This window comes from Gordonia malaquae NBRC 108250, from assembly GCF_000344135.1.
Lineage (GTDB): Bacteria > Actinomycetota > Actinomycetes > Mycobacteriales > Mycobacteriaceae > Gordonia > Gordonia malaquae.
Map to the genome: position 1 here is coordinate 33828 of NZ_BAOP01000013.1, position 17999 is coordinate 51826.

General features: G+C 65.8%; 14 protein-coding genes. 9 read left to right on the forward strand and 5 right to left on the reverse strand.

The window, feature by feature from the left end:
- Positions 1-2: 2 nt before the first annotated feature.
- From GM1_RS10205 to GM1_RS10215, 3 genes are read right to left on the reverse strand one after another with little or no spacing between them, the layout of a single operon-like run.
- Positions 3-1298, reverse strand: coding sequence for an outer membrane protein assembly factor BamB family protein (locus GM1_RS10205; protein ID WP_008378539.1), 1296 nt, complete (start codon positions 1296-1298; stop codon positions 3-5).
- Between the two features lie 12 nt (positions 1299-1310).
- Positions 1311-1952 carry a DUF305 domain-containing protein gene (locus GM1_RS10210; RefSeq protein ID WP_244874762.1) on the reverse strand — a complete coding sequence of 214 codons (642 nt, stop codon included), beginning with the start codon at positions 1950-1952 and terminating at the stop codon, positions 1311-1313.
- A gap of 11 nt (positions 1953-1963) precedes the next feature.
- The gene (locus GM1_RS10215; RefSeq protein ID WP_008378541.1) at positions 1964-3523 is read right to left on the reverse strand and encodes an LVIVD repeat-containing protein; all 1560 of its coding nucleotides are present in this window, start codon (positions 3521-3523) and stop codon (positions 1964-1966) included.
- A gap of 321 nt (positions 3524-3844) precedes the next feature.
- On the opposite strand from GM1_RS10215, the gene GM1_RS10220 reads away from it, so the two are divergent.
- The 4 genes from GM1_RS10220 (at position 3845) to GM1_RS10235 (ending at position 9675) form a co-directional block, all read left to right on the forward strand.
- The gene (locus GM1_RS10220; protein WP_008378542.1) at positions 3845-6391 is read left to right on the forward strand and encodes an ATP-dependent Clp protease ATP-binding subunit; all 2547 of its coding nucleotides are present in this window, start codon (positions 3845-3847) and stop codon (positions 6389-6391) included.
- Positions 6392-6470: 79 nt separating this feature from the next.
- The gene (locus GM1_RS10225) at positions 6471-7544 is read left to right on the forward strand and encodes a hypothetical protein (protein WP_157435935.1); all 1074 of its coding nucleotides are present in this window, start codon (positions 6471-6473) and stop codon (positions 7542-7544) included.
- Positions 7545-7736: 192 nt separating this feature from the next.
- Entirely contained in the window at positions 7737-8660 is a 924-nt protein-coding gene (locus tag GM1_RS10230; RefSeq protein WP_040519824.1) for a hypothetical protein, read from the forward strand.
- A 136-nt stretch (positions 8661-8796) separates the two neighbouring features.
- Positions 8797-9675, forward strand: a complete 879-nt coding sequence (locus GM1_RS10235) for an SGNH/GDSL hydrolase family protein (protein WP_075052080.1) — start codon at positions 8797-8799, stop codon at positions 9673-9675.
- A gap of 52 nt (positions 9676-9727) precedes the next feature.
- Here the strand turns inward: GM1_RS10235 and GM1_RS10240 are convergent, their stop codons facing one another.
- Complete coding sequence (locus GM1_RS10240; protein WP_008378548.1) at positions 9728-11236, reverse strand: HNH endonuclease signature motif containing protein; 1509 nt, start codon at positions 11234-11236, stop codon at positions 9728-9730.
- A 170-nt stretch (positions 11237-11406) separates the two neighbouring features.
- Positions 11407-12939 (reverse strand): acyltransferase, encoded by a 1533-nt coding sequence (locus GM1_RS10245; RefSeq protein WP_008378549.1) that lies wholly within the window; start codon positions 12937-12939, stop codon positions 11407-11409.
- Positions 12940-13119: 180 nt separating this feature from the next.
- Between GM1_RS10245 and GM1_RS10250 the strand changes: the two genes are divergently transcribed.
- The 5 genes from GM1_RS10250 (at position 13120) to GM1_RS10270 (ending at position 17949) form a co-directional block, all read left to right on the forward strand.
- Positions 13120-14172 carry an alpha/beta hydrolase gene (locus tag GM1_RS10250; protein ID WP_008378550.1) on the forward strand — a complete coding sequence of 351 codons (1053 nt, stop codon included), beginning with the start codon at positions 13120-13122 and terminating at the stop codon, positions 14170-14172.
- Positions 14173-14216: 44 nt separating this feature from the next.
- On the forward strand, positions 14217-15209 hold the full coding sequence (locus GM1_RS10255) for a hypothetical protein (RefSeq protein ID WP_157435939.1): 993 nt from the start codon (positions 14217-14219) through the stop codon (positions 15207-15209).
- A gap of 78 nt (positions 15210-15287) precedes the next feature.
- Positions 15288-16235 (forward strand): alpha/beta hydrolase, encoded by a 948-nt coding sequence (locus GM1_RS10260; protein WP_008378552.1) that lies wholly within the window; start codon positions 15288-15290, stop codon positions 16233-16235.
- 66 nt (positions 16236-16301) lie between these two features.
- Positions 16302-17114, forward strand: a complete 813-nt coding sequence (locus GM1_RS10265; protein ID WP_040519825.1) for a mycofactocin-coupled SDR family oxidoreductase — start codon at positions 16302-16304, stop codon at positions 17112-17114.
- A gap of 1 nt (position 17115) precedes the next feature.
- Positions 17116-17949 (forward strand): mycofactocin-coupled SDR family oxidoreductase, encoded by an 834-nt coding sequence (locus GM1_RS10270; protein WP_008378555.1) that lies wholly within the window; start codon positions 17116-17118, stop codon positions 17947-17949.
- The last annotated feature ends 50 nt before the right edge of the window (positions 17950-17999 follow it).

Genomic DNA, 17999 nt, shown 5'->3' on the forward strand with positions numbered 1-17999 from the left:
TCCTATGGCGCGAGGACGGTCAGGGTGGAGCCCTGTTGGAGGGCGATCCGACCGTCGATGTCGTATGCGGCGCCGCCGATGGGGTAGGTCCACGCCACTGAGCCGGTCGACGGGCGATACGCGGTGAGCTGGTTGCCGTCGGTGAAGACGGCGATGTCGTCGGACGCCCCGACGCAGGCGAGTTTGTCGATGTCCGCGGACGGGTCGCCGAATGCCGGAGGTGGAAGCTCACCGATCACGGTTCCCTCCGCGAGCGACAGGAACACGCGTGAGCGGTCCTTGCGGGCGACGGTGACGAGTGGACCGCACGGGCGGGTGTGGACCTTCGACAGTTCCTTGTCGTTCACCTGCCACAGGGCGTCGCCGGTCGCCGGGTCGACGACCTGGTAGCGGCCGTGAGTCTCCATGGACTGATCGCCTGCCGCGCCGAGCACCGGCAGCGTGGACGGTCCGGACACGAGCGACTGGCTTCGCGCGGTGTGTACGGAATCGGCGTCGACGACACCGTTCACCACGGGGTGGAAGTCGACGGACGCTCGTCCGAGCGGGTCGTGGGAGACGAGCACTCCCGTCGGGTAGGTCTGCACCGTGCACGTCCGGCAGGCGAGGACGTCGTCGCCGGTCAGGGGATCGAGGACCTGTGCGCTGCCGTCGGTGTTCTGGACGACCAGCACGCCGTCGGTGTACGACGGGGTCGCCGCCGACGCGAACGTCCGACTCCACCGGACCTCGCCGTCGATCGTGCGACGTGACACCTGGTAGCGAGTGCTGTTGACGTGCACGAAGTCGGTTGCGAGGCCGACAAGCGCCGACGTGTCGGACTCGTTGGTCTGGCGTTCGAGGGACCCGGAGTCGGAGACGAGGTAGAAGCCGTTGTCCGGCCCGTCGGTGCGGGTGCGGACGGCGCAGCCCACCTGTCCGGCAGTGTTGAACGCGCACGCACCGAAGCCCGCGTTGACCGGCGCGTCCCATCGAAGCGACCCGGTGTTCGCGTCGACCAGCACATACTGGCGCCGGATGCCCGCGGTGTACGACACGAGCCAGTCCCCGCGGTGGACGTCGGCGATGGTGACGTCTCCGTCGCCGGTGAGGCCGGGCAGCGACGTGTCGTCGAGAGTCCACTGTTCGGTCGGGGCCGACGTGTACTCCTCGAGCACACCGTGCGCGGCGTCGTCCGACGACACGGAGTCGCCTGGCATCAGCACGACGCCTGCCGTCGCGACCAGGGCCACGGCGCCGACCGCGGCCACCGTTCCCATCCCGAACGGCAGACGTGCGAGGGTGCTCCGGATCGACATGCGATCAGTACATCACGCGGGCGGAAGGGGCTCGGCGTCCCGCGCCTTCAGCATCAGGGTCATCTGGCCGATCTCGTCGCCCTGTTCGGTGATCATGGCGAGTGCCAGGCGTCGGGTGGCACCCGACGCCTCGTCCGAGTTCTGTGCTGCGGTCGCCATCTCAACGCCTCCCTCGTGGTGTCGGATCATCAGCTGGAGAAACCAGACCTCGGCGTCCACGCCGTGAGCGGAGGCGAGGCGCGCGAGATCGTCGGAGCTCGCGAAACCCGGCATCGGAGGTGTGTTGTCGTCCACCTGTGGCGTCGGGCCGTGGTCATCGTGCTCGGACGGATGCATCCACGACATCGGCTCGCTGGACGTCAGCGGCTCACCGAACCAGTCGAGCCAGCCGCGCATGGTCGCCGCCTCGGCGGTCTGCGTCGCCACGATCCGATCGGCGAGTCCGCGGACCTCTGGTGCGACGTCGCGGGCCAGTGTCTGCGCCATCAGTATCGCCTGATCGTGGTGGACGCTCATGTCCTGCGCGAACCCGACATCGACGGGCCGTGGTTCGTGAGAGCGTGCCTCGGCGCGGTGGTTCTCCCAGGCGACACCCGCGAGCAGGCCCGCGATGACGAGCAGCACGGCGACGCCGACTGCGCATACGGCAGTCATCGCACGTCGAGTCATCCGATGGTCGACTCCTGGTCGGCGGGCGGCGTGTAGATCCGTGGACTCAGCTCCAACGCGTAGAAGCCGCCGTCGGCGCACGTCGTCCACACCTGCTGGCCGTGGAACTCCGGAGGCGAGAAGCACCAGTCGGTCGACATGTCGCCGCCGACGACCATGCCCGAGCGTGGGCCCAGCGCATCGTTGAGCTTCACTTTGCCGTTGACGATGGACATTCCGAGGCTGAGGAACTCGATGGCGGGCACCCCGATGATCGAACCGAGGACGTGCGGCGAATTCGGCAGGTCGGCGATCGTCGCGTTCTTCTGGGCGGGCGGGTTGTAGTAGCCGATCTCAGAGATCTTCTTCAGATCTCTGATGTCGAAGACTCTGATGCCCGACGACTCCCACGAGCAGGCGAGGGTCGTCGGCTCGTTCGGCCGGTCGACCGCGCAGTAGTGCGGGTTCGACGAGAACAGGCTGCCGCCCATCGAGGAGCGGAGATTGGTGTCGAGGTTCTCCGGAAGGTTGACCTCGAGTCTGATCTGCGCGACGTACTTCGGGCTGTTCACCTTCGTCACATCGAACACCTTGACGCCGCCGGAGCCGCCCTCATCGGCGGTGATGATGTGCGGACGGTCGCCGATCATCACCGGAATCGAGTGCTGATTGAGCTGCCCGTCCGGCCACAGGTACGCGGCGAGGTGCCTGACCTGCGGGAACCGAGCGCGCCGCTGAACCGAGCTGATGTCGAGGACGGTGATCCCGGCCATGTTCGACAGGTACATGCGGTTGCCGTCGGGGGAGATGCCGAATCCGTGTCCGAGGAAACTGTGCAGACCCTGCCAGATCACACGCGGCGACCGCGGGTTCGAGATGTCGATGGCGCTGAGGTGACCGGGGAAGACGCCAGACGCCCAGTACGTCCTGCCGTCCGGCGAGAATCCGCCCTCGTGCGAGGTGAACGGAAGCGGCGTGGCGGTTCCGGGACCGGAGTTGAGGAGCTTCGGGTGCTCGCAGTCGGAGATGTCGTACACAGCGAAGAATCCGCCGCCCCACAGGAGCGGGACCGCCGTCGCCGCGAGGAGCTTGCGCTTCCGGTTGACCTTCAACGTCTCCCACGTGCCGCCGCGCATGGCGGGTGACGTCAGCGATCCGACGACCTTCGGGTTCGCCGGGTCGGCGACGTTCACCACCTGCACGCCGGGCTGCCGGACGAGGTTGTTGCCGGGGAACAGACTGCCGGTGTAGCTGCAGTGGTCGTAGGTGGCCGACACGATGCCGCCGCCGGCGCCGCGGACCCCGCCGACCTTCGTGACGTTGCAGCGGTAGCCGAGACGTGACCGGCCTGAGTTCCGGTCCTCTGCGCTCACCAGGCCCTGCATCCCCTTCTCGGGAAGGGACCCCGGACCGCAGTCCGCGCGGTCGACGGCGACATCGGAGATGTCGGGGAACAAGTGATTGGCAGCGTCGGCGGGTGGCGCGGAGATCATCGAGCCGATGAGGGCCAGAATCACTGCGAGTGTGATCGGCGCGAACCGTGTCCGCGCCCGTCTCCGAGCATGATCGATCCGCATTCCGTCCACCCCGTCTGAGAAGTCGTGATCGTCTCGGACGCTAACACTCTCGACCTGCACTCTGTGGCCCGTTCGGGCCAATTCGAGGGATCCGATGCCCGCCTTGAGCGTCGTTCGCTCACGGCGTACACAGTCGGGAACATCGTGCCTGCGTGCGACGTTGTCAACCTCAGACCCCCATCGCGGGCCTTGGCATCCGCCAGGGGCATCCGTAATGCAGGCACAGTTCGGCCAGAGCACTAGAGTGAAGGCAGGGCTGGTCGTATCTACAGCCACGGCTGACGTGGCAGCGACCGGGGCGCAAGCAATCGAGGGAGAACAATGTTCGAACGGTTCACCGACCGCGCACGCCGGGTTGTCGTCCTGGCGCAGGAAGAAGCGCGGATGCTCAACCACAACTACATCGGCACGGAGCACATCCTGCTGGGCCTCATCCACGAGGGTGAAGGCGTGGCGGCGAAGGCTCTCGAGTCGCTCGGCATCTCGCTCGAGGCCGTCCGTAGTCAGGTCGAGGAGATCATCGGCCAGGGCCAGCAGGCTCCGTCCGGGCACATCCCGTTCACGCCGCGTGCGAAGAAGGTCCTCGAGCTCAGCCTCCGCGAGGCGCTGCAGCTCGGTCACAACTACATCGGCACCGAGCACATCCTGCTCGGCCTGATCCGCGAGGGCGAGGGCGTCGCCGCCCAGGTCCTCGTGAAGCTGGGCGCCGACCTCAATCGGGTCCGCCAGCAGGTCATTCAGCTGCTGTCCGGCTACCAGGGCAAGGAGCCGGAGACGGCAGGCACCGGCGGCCGCTCCAACGACTCCGGCACCCCGTCGACGTCACTCGTGCTCGACCAGTTCGGTCGCAACCTGACCACAGCGGCGTCCGAGGGCAAGCTCGACCCGGTGATCGGCCGTGAGAAGGAAGTCGAGCGGATCATGCAGGTCCTCTCGCGCCGCACCAAGAACAACCCGGTCCTCATCGGCGAGCCCGGCGTCGGCAAGACCGCCGTCGTCGAAGGCCTCGCGCAGGCCATCGTCTCTGGCAATGTCCCCGAGACGCTGAAGGACAAGCAGCTGTACACCCTCGACCTGGGTTCCCTGGTCGCGGGCAGCCGCTACCGCGGTGACTTCGAGGAACGCCTCAAGAAGGTCCTCAAGGAGATCAACACCCGCGGCGACATCATCCTGTTCATCGACGAGCTGCACCAGCTCGTCGGCGCAGGTGCCGCCGAGGGCGCGATCGACGCTGCCAGCATCCTGAAGCCGAAGTTGGCCCGCGGTGAGCTGCAGACCATCGGCGCCACGACACTCGACGAGTACCGCAAGTACATCGAGAAGGACGCCGCGCTGGAACGACGTTTCCAGCCGGTCCAGGTCGGTGAGCCGTCGGTGGAGCACACCATCGAGATCCTCAAGGGTCTGCGCGACCGCTACGAACAGCACCACAAGGTGTCCATCACCGACGGTGCGCTCGCGGCTGCCGCGTCGCTGGCCGACCGCTACATCAACGACCGCTTCCTTCCGGACAAGGCGATCGACCTCATCGACGAGGCCGGTGCCCGCATGCGCATTCGTCGTATGACCGCTCCGCCAGACCTCCGCGAGTTCGACGATCGCATCGCCGACGCCCGCAAGGAGAAGGAGTCCGCGATCGACGCGCAGGACTTCGAGAAGGCGGCGAGCCTCCGCGACAAGGAGAAGAAGCTGGTCTCCGAGCGCGCTGAGCGCGAGAAGCAGTGGCGTGCAGGCGACCTCGACATCGTCTCCGAGGTCGACGACGAGCAGATCGCCGAGGTCCTCGGCAACTGGACCGGGATCCCCGTCTTCAAGCTCACCGAGGAGGAGACCAAGCGTCTGCTCCGCATGGAGGACGAACTGCACAAGCGGATCATCGGCCAGGAGGACGCGGTCAAGGCCGTCTCGAAGGCGATCCGTCGTACCCGTGCGGGTCTGAAGGACCCGAAGCGTCCGTCGGGCTCGTTCATCTTCGCCGGTCCGTCCGGCGTCGGTAAGACGGAGCTGTCGAAGGCGCTCGCGAACTTCCTGTTCGGCGAGGACGACGCGCTCATCCAGATCGACATGGGCGAGTTCCACGACCGCTTCACCGCGTCGCGTCTCTTCGGTGCGCCTCCCGGCTACGTCGGTTACGACGAGGGCGGCCAGCTCACCGAAAAGGTTCGTCGCAAGCCGTTCTCCGTCGTCCTGTTCGACGAGATCGAGAAGGCGCACCCGGAGATCTACAACACGCTGCTGCAGGTGTTGGAGGATGGCCGCCTCACCGATGGCCAGGGGCGCACGGTCGACTTCAAGAACACCGTTCTGATCTTCACGTCCAACCTGGGCACGTCCGACATCTCCAAGGCTGTCGGCATGGGCTTCAGCAAGGACGACGGTCGCGGATCGAATTACGACCGGATGAAGCAGAAGGTCAACGACGAGCTGAAGAAGCACTTCCGCCCCGAGTTCCTGAACCGCATCGACGATGTCATCGTGTTCCACCAGCTCAAGCAGGACGAGATCCTGGAGATGGTCGACCTCATGATCGGTCGTGTCGAGAAGCAGCTCAAGAACAAGGACATGGAGATCGAGCTGACCGAGAAGGCGAAGAACCTGCTCGCCAAGCGCGGTTTCGATCCGGTGCTCGGTGCTCGTCCGCTGCGTCGCACCATCCAGCGCGAGATCGAGGACCAGCTGTCCGAGAAGATCCTCTTCGAGGAGATCAAGGGCGGCCAGATCATCCTCGTGGACGTCGAGGGCTGGGACGGCGAAGGCGACGGCGAAGACGCGCACTTCACCTTCACCGGTTCGGAGCGTCCGCGGAACATCCCCGATGACGCTGTGGAACTGACCAAGACTGCAGGTTCGGGCGACGACGTGGCCTGATCTGCAATAGATCCAGCAGTACGGCGGCCGGTGGGACACTCCCACCGGCCGTCGTCGTGTGTCGCGGTCGTGTGAACGAATGACCTCGTTCGAGCGGGAGTGGCAGGCGTCTCCTAGAGTGAAGGGTCAGCGCACCCCTGCCGGGGTGCATGACCCATCACTACGTCGGGGAGATTTCATGACCTACGGTCCGCCCAACCCGCAATATCCTTCGGGTCCGAATCCGCAGCAGCCTGGACCTCCGCCCTTCGGAGCTGCACCAGCGAAGGCTTCGGCGGCCCAGGCGATCCTTGCGCCGACCGCCGCACCGAATCAGAAGAGTCTTATCATCGGTGCAGTGACAGCCGTGGTCGGACTGCTCATCATTGTGTGCAGCTTCTTGAACTGGTTGTCGTTGACCGCGTCGTTCTCGGAGTCAATCCCAGGTGCCGGTGAAATGTCGATGAAGGTCGAGATGTCGATAAATGGTGTCGGCAGCCATTCGGCCAGCATCGACATGAATCTTCCCGACAGCATCCCGAGTTCGACCAAGGACCAGATCGAGGCGAACGCCGCGAAGGAGTTCGACTCGGAGTCCCAGGATGGCGACGGGCCCGGATCACCGGCTGTGTGGACGATCATCTTCGGAGTACTCCTCGTGATCGGTGGCGCAATGATCGCTGTCCGGCGGTTCCCCGGCATCGGCGCGGTCGTGGTGGCTGTGGCAGGTCTGGCATCGACGATTGCGGCGATCGTGTTTGTCGCGGACCCACTGGGCGCCTTCGGCGGGAACATGGGCGACATGGAGGGCGGAACCGCCGATACGAGCGCAGGCTACGGCCTGTGGCTGACATTGATCTTGTCGTTCGTTGCTCTCGTCGGTGGCGCGCTGGCAGTGCTGATGACGGTTGCGCCCGAGAAACTGGGTGGATCGCGCGCTGGTGCTCTACCTGCCGGACCTACCGTGCCCGGTGGTGCTCCTGGCTTCGCGCCGGGCACGGCCAACTACGGCCAGCAGCCTGCACAGCCGAATTACGGTCAGCAGCCGCCGGCCGCGCCGAACTACGGGCAGCAGCAGGGCGGCTTCCCGCCTGTGCCGCCGCAGGGCGCTCCGGGGCAGCAGTACCCGGGACAGCAGCCGCCGCAGGGCTACGGCCCGCCGCCGCAGCACTGACGTCATCTCCCAGAGGAGGGTCCGACCGTATCGGTCGGGCCCTCTTCGCTCATTCCGACGCAGGGTCGTCTGATGAGATGAACTACATTGAGAATGGCGTCAATGTCCGATCCGCGGTGGTGGACGCCTACACTCAGGTGCCATTGGGTCGAGTGAAGGACTCCGGCCGACGAGGTGCCCCAGGGGAGAACGATGATGTACGGACAGCCGGTCGGGGCGTACCCGTATCCGCCGCGACGGCCGGGACGAGGCAGCCTGCTCACCGCGTCAACGGCGCAGCACCCGCAGAAGTTGTTCATTGTGGGGATCGTGCTCGCTGTCGTTTCCGTGGTGATGGTCGTGTTCAGCTGCTTGTCGTGGACGGTCTCAGAGGTGGAACTGAAGAGTGCGGATGTGACCGTATCCACGTCACATTCAGGTCTGGGCGGCATCTCGAAATCGGTGTCCGGAGACGACACCGACTACTTCTCGCGCCGCGACCTGCGCGACGCCGAGCGTGAGCAAGAGCAAGACACAGATGCGCCGGGCGCCTGGACGATCGTTTTCGGCATCGTTCTCGGTCTGGCCGCGACAGCTCTTGTCGCGCGAAGGTTTCAACCGATGGCTGCGTTCGTCGCAGTGCTCGTAGGGTTTGCATCCTTCATTACCGCCACAGTGTTCTTCTCCGACCCGGTATCGGCGGTGTTCGAGAGTTGGGTGGACACGTCCGACGCGGGTGCGTACTTCGACCGCGCGTACGGCATCTGGTTCGTGTTCCTCGGCAGTATCGTCGCGCTCCTGGCCGGTGTGGCGGCACTGGCGTTGGTCCTGCTTCCGGAGAAGTTCCGTCCCGAGGCCCCGCGCGGCTTCCACGGGCCGCTTCCGACCCAGTTCGGAATGCAGCAGCCGTTCCCGACTGCTCCGCACCCTGCGCAGCGATACCAGCCGGGTGGGCCTCCGCAGTACGGCCAGGTGCCTGCGTCCGGTCCCGCGCCTCACAACCAACCGCAGATGCAGGGCTGGCAGCCGATGCCTCCGCCGCCGCAGCCGAGGCCAGTTCAGCAGCCGGGAGACTACGAGCAGACGCAGGCCGGCGTTCGGCCGCCGCAGGGTTACGGCTACGGGCAGGGGCGGTAACAGTCATCGTGCGGGACGGCTGCGTTGATACGCGGCAAACATCACACGCTCGGTCGTGTCGACGTTCGGCAACTTCACAGGTTCTCATGGGAAACTAGCCGTCATGCCCTCGTCTCGATTCCAACTGTCGCGCGTCATGATCGTCATCATTGCGATGGCGCTTGTGGCGGGTCTCGGCGTGGCGATCGCGACTTCGCGGGACGCTCACAGCGGCGCGTCGACAACACCGACGATGGCCGCTGCACACCCGAAGGCAGAGTTGCCGAAGTACGTGGCGATGGGGAGTTCGTTCGCTTCGGGGCCGTCGTCCAACAAGCGTGGCGTGAACAACTGCGGACGCAGCGACGACAACTACCCGAGCCGTGTCGCCGAGACCATGCACTACCGGTTGATGGACGTGACCTGCGCCGGATCGACGACGTCCGAGATCCTGGCACCGTCCAAGCGCTATCACAAGCCGGCCCAGATCAACGCCGTCACCGCAGACACCTCGCTTGTCACGATCACGAGCGGCGGCAACGATGTCGGCTACATCGGCCGGCTTGGCGTGCAGAGCTGCGTGAACCTGGCGATGTCGGGTCTGACGCCCGTGCATTGCAATGCGTCACGAATCCCCGCGCCGGCACCGACACCCGCAGACTTCGTGAAGGTGGAACAGAACCTGATCGCGATCGCGCGAGAAGTTCACAAGCGTGCACCCAAGGCGCGGATCGTGTTCGTCGACTACCTGCCTGTTGTGTCGGCTGCCGACATCGTCTGTCCTGGACTCCCGCTGGCCCCGTGGGAGGTTCTCGAGGCCAGCGTCGTGGCAGATACGCTCGCCGGCGCGACCGCTCGCGCTGCGCGTGCGACTGGTTCGACACTCGTCCAGGCGTCGCAAGCAGGCAAGGCGCACACTGTCTGCTCGCCCGAGCCGTGGCTGCAGGGCTTCCCTGGCCGCCCGCCGTACCATCCGACAACCGCAGGCAAGGCCGGAGTCGCGAAGCTTGTCGAGGACGTTCTCCGCCCGCGCTAGTGTCACGTGTTCTCAACGCTTTTGAGCATGGCGGTGTCCCCGCCTGAGCAGCTCAGGCGGGGTTCCGCACCACGTCGACCCCGGGTGGGGCCGGTGGTCCCGGTGGTGGTGCCGGGATCCGGCAGGAGAGCCATTTCTCGACAGCCGATCCGGACTGGGTTGCCCGGATGGCGGGGAGGAGCTTTTCCGGCTGGAGCGAGTGGTTGACTTTCCACGGCTGGTTCGAGCCGGTGGGTCGCCATCCGACCCGGCCTTTGAACGGGCCGGAGGTGAGGATGGTGGTCTCCCATCCGCCAGGCTTGGCGGAGACACTGCGGTTATGTCCCCCGCACGCCCCGCCGAGGTGGTCGATGTCGGTGGGTCCGCCGTCTTGCCAGTCGGGCATGTGGTGGGCTTGGGTCCGTGACCACGGGGTGGTGCAGCCGGGCGCGGTGCATCCGCGGTCCCGACCGAACAGCGCCAGCCGCTGAGCCAGCGACGCCAACCGGCGGCCCCGCCCGAAGTACAGAATCTGCGACGACTGGCCTTCGAACACTTCGAGCCACGGGGTGGCGTCGGCGGCGATGTCGACAAGGTCGGTGACCGGCAGGCGCGTGCCGGTGGCGGTGACCGCAACACCTGCCCGGTTCTCGAGGTCCTCGAGCGAGGCCGTCACGACCAGGTGGGCGGGCAGTGCGACGGAGTCGCCGAGGGCACCGTTGGCGAGCAGATGGTCGAGCATCGCCTCCAACGCATCGTGATTGCGCTGCGACTGCGACCGCGTATCGCGCTCACGAGCCGCGGAAAGGGCCTCCGCGTCTGCACCGTAAGCAGCGCCGCGCGGGGATTCAGGGTCGTCGGGATTATTCATCCCGGGCTCTGCCCAGAGGGTGAGGATCGCTTCGAGCTTGGCTCGAAGCGACGGCGACAGTTGCGCCCGGATCTTGGACATGAGCCGCTTGTCTTGCGGTTGGATCGCAAATCCCCGCGTCCGGGCGCGGTCGGCATCATCGGTCAGCGACCCGTCGGGGTCCAGGTGGGCCAGTATCCGGCGACCGACCTCCCGGGTCCCCTCCGGCGTCAACTCGCGGGACAACTCGGCGAGCTCCCGCTCAGCACGAGCCTTGTCCTCTGCCGGGATCGCGGCGGGGATCTCGTCGATCACGGCGACGATCTCACTGACGTGATCAACAGAGAGGTCGCCATCGGCCACAGCTGCTGCGGTGGCCGGCAAGGTGGGGTCGAGCTGGTCGCCCGAGTAGTTGTACATCGGGGCCAGCGCCAACGCGGCGGTTACGCGGCGCTTACTTGCACCGGCACCGAGGCGCAGTGCGGAGGTCAGGTACTTGCCCGGAGTCTGGACGCCGGCTTTGCGGTAGGCGCCGCGGGTGGAGACCTCCGCGTACAGGCGGGCGCCGATGCCGTCGGACCGGCGATTGGAACGCTCGAACACCTCGGACATGTGCAGCACGTCGTCGTCGGTCATCGGGGTCAGTGACACCAATGACAGCTTGGCGGCCACCGCGTCCTGCAGGCGAGCGAGTTCGAGAGGCGAATCGGGGAGATCAAAGGTGCTGGTCATGGTGTCCGCCTCCCTTCGGCGAGTCGTGGACTGTGTCCGGTTTTGCTGTTATCTCCAGTGTAGACCTAGTGTGCGACAAATCATAGTAGTCTCGCAAAATAGTTCGATCAGATGTCAAAATCAACGCCCGGCGAGTAATCTCGCCGGGCGTTGTCGTGAGGGTCGAGCTGTCAGTCTTTCTTGTCGGTGACCCTTGCGGGGGTCTCGTCGTCGACGGGGATGTCGGTGACGGGATCCTCGATCTCATCCACCAGTGACGGTTCAGGCTCGGCGAGTGCGGCTGCGCGGTCGGCGGCACGCTCCTCGCGAGTCTCTGACAGCTGTCGGGCGGCGACAACGGCGGCCGACCAGAGGAGCAGCACGCCGATCGCGGCGATGAGCGAACCGATCGAGGTGTTGGCCCACTCGCGGAGTGCCCCTCCGACGACGATCGCGCCGATGGCGACGACTGCCGACTTCGCCGGTGTCTGCTTGCGCCAGTCTTCGCGTTCGCGGCCCGTCGTGATGAGGCTGACAGGGCTGCGCCGGAGAGTCTCGGCGAGGAAGACGGTCAAGGCCACCGTCAGGACGAACGTGACGACGATGTTCACTCCGAGCGACAAATCGGTCCATCGTCGAGAGGTCGACATGACCTCCGACAGCACAACGGCGTGCGCGAGGTAGATCGCGAACGAACGGTCCGATCCCTTGCGGAGGACGGTGTCGGCGAGCGATCCGGGTCGTCGGCGTGCCTGCCACGTCATGCCTCCGATGAACAGCAGGCAGATCACGGAGAGGAAGAGGAACACGTTGTGGAACATGAAGACGTTCGTGGCGCGGAACATCTCGCCTGCGCCGGCTGCCGGGGGCTGCATGGCGACGGCCTGGTTCGCCTTGCCCGCGAAGTACGCAAGAGTGGCGATGATCGCGGAGACGCTGAGTCCGACGATGTAGAAGCGGTACTTCTTCATGAAGCCGGTGAACGCTTCGAAGTGATATGCGGCGATGCAGCCTGCGAACACGAAGAACTGGTACGGGAGAAGCGTGATCTCGAGATTGCGCCACAGGACGCCGAGCCAGGTGTCCTCGAACAGTGACGCGACCGGGATGCCAAGGAACGACGTCGGGTAGTCGCGAACCATCTGGAACATGAACCATGCCTGGACTGCGGCGCTCAGCGCCAGGAGGTAGCGATGGTATCCCCACGTGCGCTTGATGACCCAGAGGACGGCCGGGAACACGACGTAGATCTGCATGCTGACCGACAGGAAGTACAGGTGGTACTCAGCGCGACCTGTGACAAGGTCGTACGCGATGCTCTTCAGTGCGAGCTGAATGGTGTCTACCGTGTCGAAGATCCCGAAGACGTTGGAGACTCCGCCGCGATCGTAGTGGTCCTTCAGCCAGTAGAACAGCGACCACACCAGAAACGGCAGGCCGATCAGCTTGAACCGTCGGCGCCAGAACGTCGGCGCGTGGAGATCGCGATTTCGGTACTGGTAGGTCAGAACGAAGCCGGTCAACGCGAAGAAGCAGTACCGGGTGTACCGCAGGACCAGGCCGACGCCTTCGGCGATGATCGCCGTGTACGGCGCCATCCCCAGGATTACGTGGTCGAGGATCACTCCCGCGAACGTCACCAGTCGCACGAAGTCGATCTGATAGAGGTGGCGGTCCTTCTTCGCAGGCTTCTTCTCGGGAGTGCCTGTTTCGGTGTCTGACATGTCGCGTTGAAGTCCGTCTCGTCTGGCGGGGCGCCTGGCGTGGGCGCGATTCTGGCTTGTTGGAACGTTACTAGTTGCCTTCGCCAACTCCCGCATCGAAACCGGCCCAGCGCTGTTCTGCCGTTTCCCGTGGGGCTGTCGTCGCGCTAGAATCTGTGACAGTTGTTTCGCATGAGACTAATGGGGTGGATGATGCGACGATCTGTTGTCCGAGGGGCAGTTGCACTGACGGTGCTGGCAATGGCCTGCACTGGAACCGGCGTCGCGTCGGCGGATCCGGCGGCCACGCCGTCGTCGACTGCGCCCGCGACCGCGCAACTGCCGTCGCGGATCGTGACGAAGGCCGTCGTCGCAGGGCAGGAGACGCTCCTCGAGGTGTACTCGGCGGCGATGGGGCGAGTCATCCCGCTCACCGTTCTTCGTCCGAAAGACACGTCGCGTCCCGCGCCGGTCCTTTACCTCTTGAACGGTGCAGGCGGTGGCGAGGATTCAGCGACGTGGAAGGCGAAGACCGACTACCAGAAGTTCTTCGCCGACAAGCATGTGAACGTCGTGACCCCGAACAGCGGCGCCTTCTCCTATTACACGGATTGGCAGAAGGACGACCCGGTGCTCGGGCGGAACAAGTGGCAGACCTTCCTCACCCAGGAGCTCCCGCCGCTCGTCGACGAGGCGTTCAACACCACGGGCGCGGATGCGATCGCGGGCATCTCGATGGCGGGCACGTCGGTCTTCAATCTCGCGATCGCGGCACCGAAGCTGTACCGCTCCGTCGCCGCGTTCAGCGGTTGCGCGCGAACGAGTGATCCGCTCGGACAGGCGTACATCCGGACCGTCGTCGGCGACCGCGGGCGCGGCGACATCACCAACATGTGGGGACCGCTCGACGGCCCCGGTTGGAAGGACAACGATCCGTTCCTCCACGCCGACAAGCTGAAGGGCGTCAAGGTGTACATGACCACCGGAACCGGCCTTCCCGGTCGGTACGACGTCCCGAACGCTCGCCTCATCGACGGGAACCCCGCGACGCTGCTCGATCAGGTGCTGATGGGTGGAGTCATCGAAGCGGTCGTCGACAGCTGCACCCAGCAGATGCAGCAGGCGCTCGTCGCGAACGGCGTCGACTCGACCCTCACCGTCCGGCCGACTGGAACTCACTCGTGGGAGTACTGGGAGCGTGAGCTCCACAGCACCTGGCCTGAGATCGCCAAGGATCTCGCGGCCCAGAGCTGACAGCCCGACGGGATTTGTCGTACCCGACCGATACAGTTCGGTGTATGGGGAGACGAATGCGTGGGCAGGCAGCGACAGTTCTCGTGGTCGTCCTGATGATGATCTTGGCGGCATGCGGTGATTCCACCGAGACCTCGCCCGACGGCGTCGCGACGGTCACCGTGACTGCAGGTGCGAGCAGTCAGGCGACTTCATGCACTGACGCCATTCCAGAGGTCACCGGGCCGTTCACGACAAGCCAGTCCGGAACGTACTTCCATCCGGAGAAGCCGACCCAGAGTGGCGGCGACAGCTGCTTCGGTTTCCGTGTCTACGACGGATCTCTCGGCGATGCCTCCGGGCCTGCAGGCACAGGCTCGTCGACGGGGCAGATTCTGGTGGTGTTCGTGAACGGTTCGCCAGTCGTCGACCCGCGTCCATACGTCATGCAGACGATCCGTGTGACGCAGTGGTCCGGCAACCAACTCGACGTCCAATTGGACCTTCGAGAGCGTGGGATCGATCCGGAGTCGTGGGCGGACGTGCCCTATCGAAAGTCTGGGACCAGCGTGCAAGCGTCCATCCCGGATCAGGGTTCGCGCACCTACATCACGTCGTTCGTTTCGACGGGCGCGGTGCCGACGACGTCGACGTCGAGCGGGTCGACGGTCCCTCTCGAGCGGTTCCGGAGTGGAAATCAGTCGGCTTTCCAGTCGCCGACCGGTGCGATCGTCTGTGTGTCGCACGAGACGTCGTTTCGGTGTGAGACGCCCAATGCGCCGCATCGGGTCTCGAAGGATCTGGTTTGTGGGATCTATCCCGCTCAGTATGAGACCGCCAACTCCAACGTGTTCATGTGGCGGCCCACCGGGGCCTGCACGACCACGCTGCAAGGTCAATGGGCGACGCCGCACGGTGTCCTCCAGTACAGCGAGAAGGTAACCGTGCCCGTGTCGGGCGGAACACTGACGTGCTCGTCGAGCACTGCCGGATTCCGGTGCGTCACACCTGATGGGAAAGGGTTCACGGTGTCGCGGGAGAGCTTCGCGCGGATCTGATCCCGCTGGGCGGGAGCGGGCGTCGAGGTCGGCCTTTCCGCCGCGCTAGCGTGCGGTGACCGCCGACGAGGAGACGACATGGGCACACGCCGAACCGACCTGCATCCCGACGTTGAGGAGATGCTCGCACGACTCGACGAAGGGTTTCCGACGGTGTCGCAGATGACGGGCGCCGAAGCCCGCGCCGCGATCGAAGCGCGTCGTGGGCCCCGCGTCACCGAACCCGATCTCGCATCGCTGACCGACCTGTCGATCGACGGACCGGGCGGACCGCTCGCGCTCCGCGTCTACGTCCCGCATCGGCAGGAGCGGACCGGAGCGCTGCCCGTCATCGTGTTCGCACACGGCGGCGGCTTCGTGTTCTGCAACCTCGACACTCACGACGAGTTCTGCCGGGCAATGGCGCACAACACCGAGACGATTGTCGTATCCGTCGACTATCGGCTCGCACCGGAGAACCCCGCCCCCGCCGCGATGGAGGACATGTATGCCGCCGTCGAGTGGGCGGCAGCGTCGATCGGCGAGTTCGGAGGCGATCCGACCTGCATCGCCGTCGCCGGGGACAGTGCCGGAGGAAACCTGTCGGCGACAGTCAGCATCGCGGCCCGGGACCGCGGCGGACCGCGGATTGCGGGTCAGGTCCTCATCTACCCGGTGCTCGGCGAGGGCTCGGGAACCGCGTCGTACACGGAGTACGCCAAGGGGTACTACAACGATGTGGCGTCGCTCGAGTGGTACTGGAACAACTACGCTCCCACCGGGCGCGACTCGGCGCTGGTGGACCCGACCCGGGCGTCCTCGCACGAGGGGCTGCCGCCCGCGGTGATCGCTCCAGCCGAACTCGACGCATTGTGCGACTCCGCCGAGGCGTACGCGGACACACTCCGTGCGGCCGGAGTCCCCGTGACCTTCCACCGCTTCGACGGACTGTTTCACGGCGTACTGACATTCGCCCAGTTCTCGCTCACTCCCGCCGCTCGCGCACAGATGTGGGCGCTTGTCCGAGGTTTGCCGGGCTTCGCCTGAGGCCAGAGGTTCCGCTGATCGGGACGGACACCCATTCGGGTGCCCGTCCCGATTTACATTCGGCGAATGACCTCATCAACAAAACGAATGGACGGAAAGACCGTGCTCGTGACGGGCGCGGCGAGCGGCATGGGCAGAGCCCACGCGGTCCGGCTGGCGCAGGAGGGCGCGGAGATCATCGCGCTCGACCTGCCCGCGGCTGACGAGGGCCTTGCCGAGACGGCCGGTCTCATCGCAGGCGTCGGAGGCCGCTGCACCGTTGGGCATGCGGACGTGACCTCGCAGGACAGCGTCCGGGAGGCCGTCGAGAACGCCATCGGCGCCGACGGTCAGCTGCACACGGTGGTCGCGAATGCCGGGATCTACCCGTCGGCAGCCCTGTCGTGGGAACTCGACGACGCGGACTGGCAGCGTCCTATCGACGTCAACCTCACCGGCGTGTGGAACACCGTCAAGGCGACGTTGCCGCACCTGAAGTCGGGAGCGTCGATCGTCATCATCAGCTCGGTCAACGGACACAAGGGCGGCGCGCGGGTGGCGCATTACTCCGCAGGCAAACACGCCGTCGTCGGCCTCATGCGAACGCTCGCCAACGAACTCGGCGCCTCCGGAATCCGCGTCAACACGGTGAACCCCGGCTCCGTCGCGACGCCGATGATCCTCAACGACGAGGTGTTCGCCAAGCTGCGCCCCGACCTCGACAATCCCACCCTCGACGACGCGGCACGTGAACTCGGCGGCCGAAACCTGCTGCCGGTGCCGTGGGTGGACGCCGAAGACGTGAGCAACGCAGTTCTCTTCCTCGCATGCGACGAGTCCCGCTACGTGACGGGAACCCAGATCGTCGTCGACGCGGGCCTGACCCAGAAAGTGATCTGACATGAGTGGACGTCTACAAGGAAAGGTCGCGCTGATCACCGGCGCGGCACGCGGCATCGGACGCGCTCAGGCGGTGCGGTTCGCACAGGAGGGCGCCGACGTGATCGGCATCGACCTGTGCGGTCCCGTCGACACCGTCTCCATCCCGCACGCGACGCGCGACGACCTCGCGGAGACCGCGGCGGCAGTCCGCGCAGAGGGGCGACGGTTCGTCGAGGGCGTCGTCGACGTCCGCGACGGCACCGCCCTCCGCGCCGCCGTCGACGCAGGCGTCGCCGAACTCGGCGGGCTCGACACCGTGTGCGCCACTGCGGGAATCACCTCGCGCGGAATGACGTCGGAGATGACCGAGGATCAATGGCGCACCATGATCGACGTCAACCTGACCGGTGTCTGGCAGACGACGAAGGCCGCTGTGCCGCACCTGATCACGCGCGGAAGCGGCTCGATCACGTTGATCAGTTCCATCGCGGGGCTGCGCGGACTGTACGGAGTCGGGCACTACGTGGCTGCCAAACACGGTGTGGTCGGTCTGATGCGCTCACTCGCGCAGGAGACGGCCGAGTACGGGATCCGAGTCAACACCGTCCACCCGACCAATGTGAACACACCGATGATCCGGAACGACGTCGTCGCTCGCGGGTTCCGCCCCGACCTCGATCGGAGCCCCACCGAGGAGGAGTTCGCGGCGTCGGCCAGGACTATGAACATGCTCGACATCCCGTGGATCGAACCGGTCGACGTCGCCAACGCGTGTCTGTTCCTGGCGTCGGACGAGGCACGTTACATCACCGCGGTGACGCTCCCCGTCGACGCCGGCAGCACTCAGCGGTAGCGTCAGGGCCTTTCGGCCCGCGGCGCTCACGCGAGCAGAAGAGAACTCCG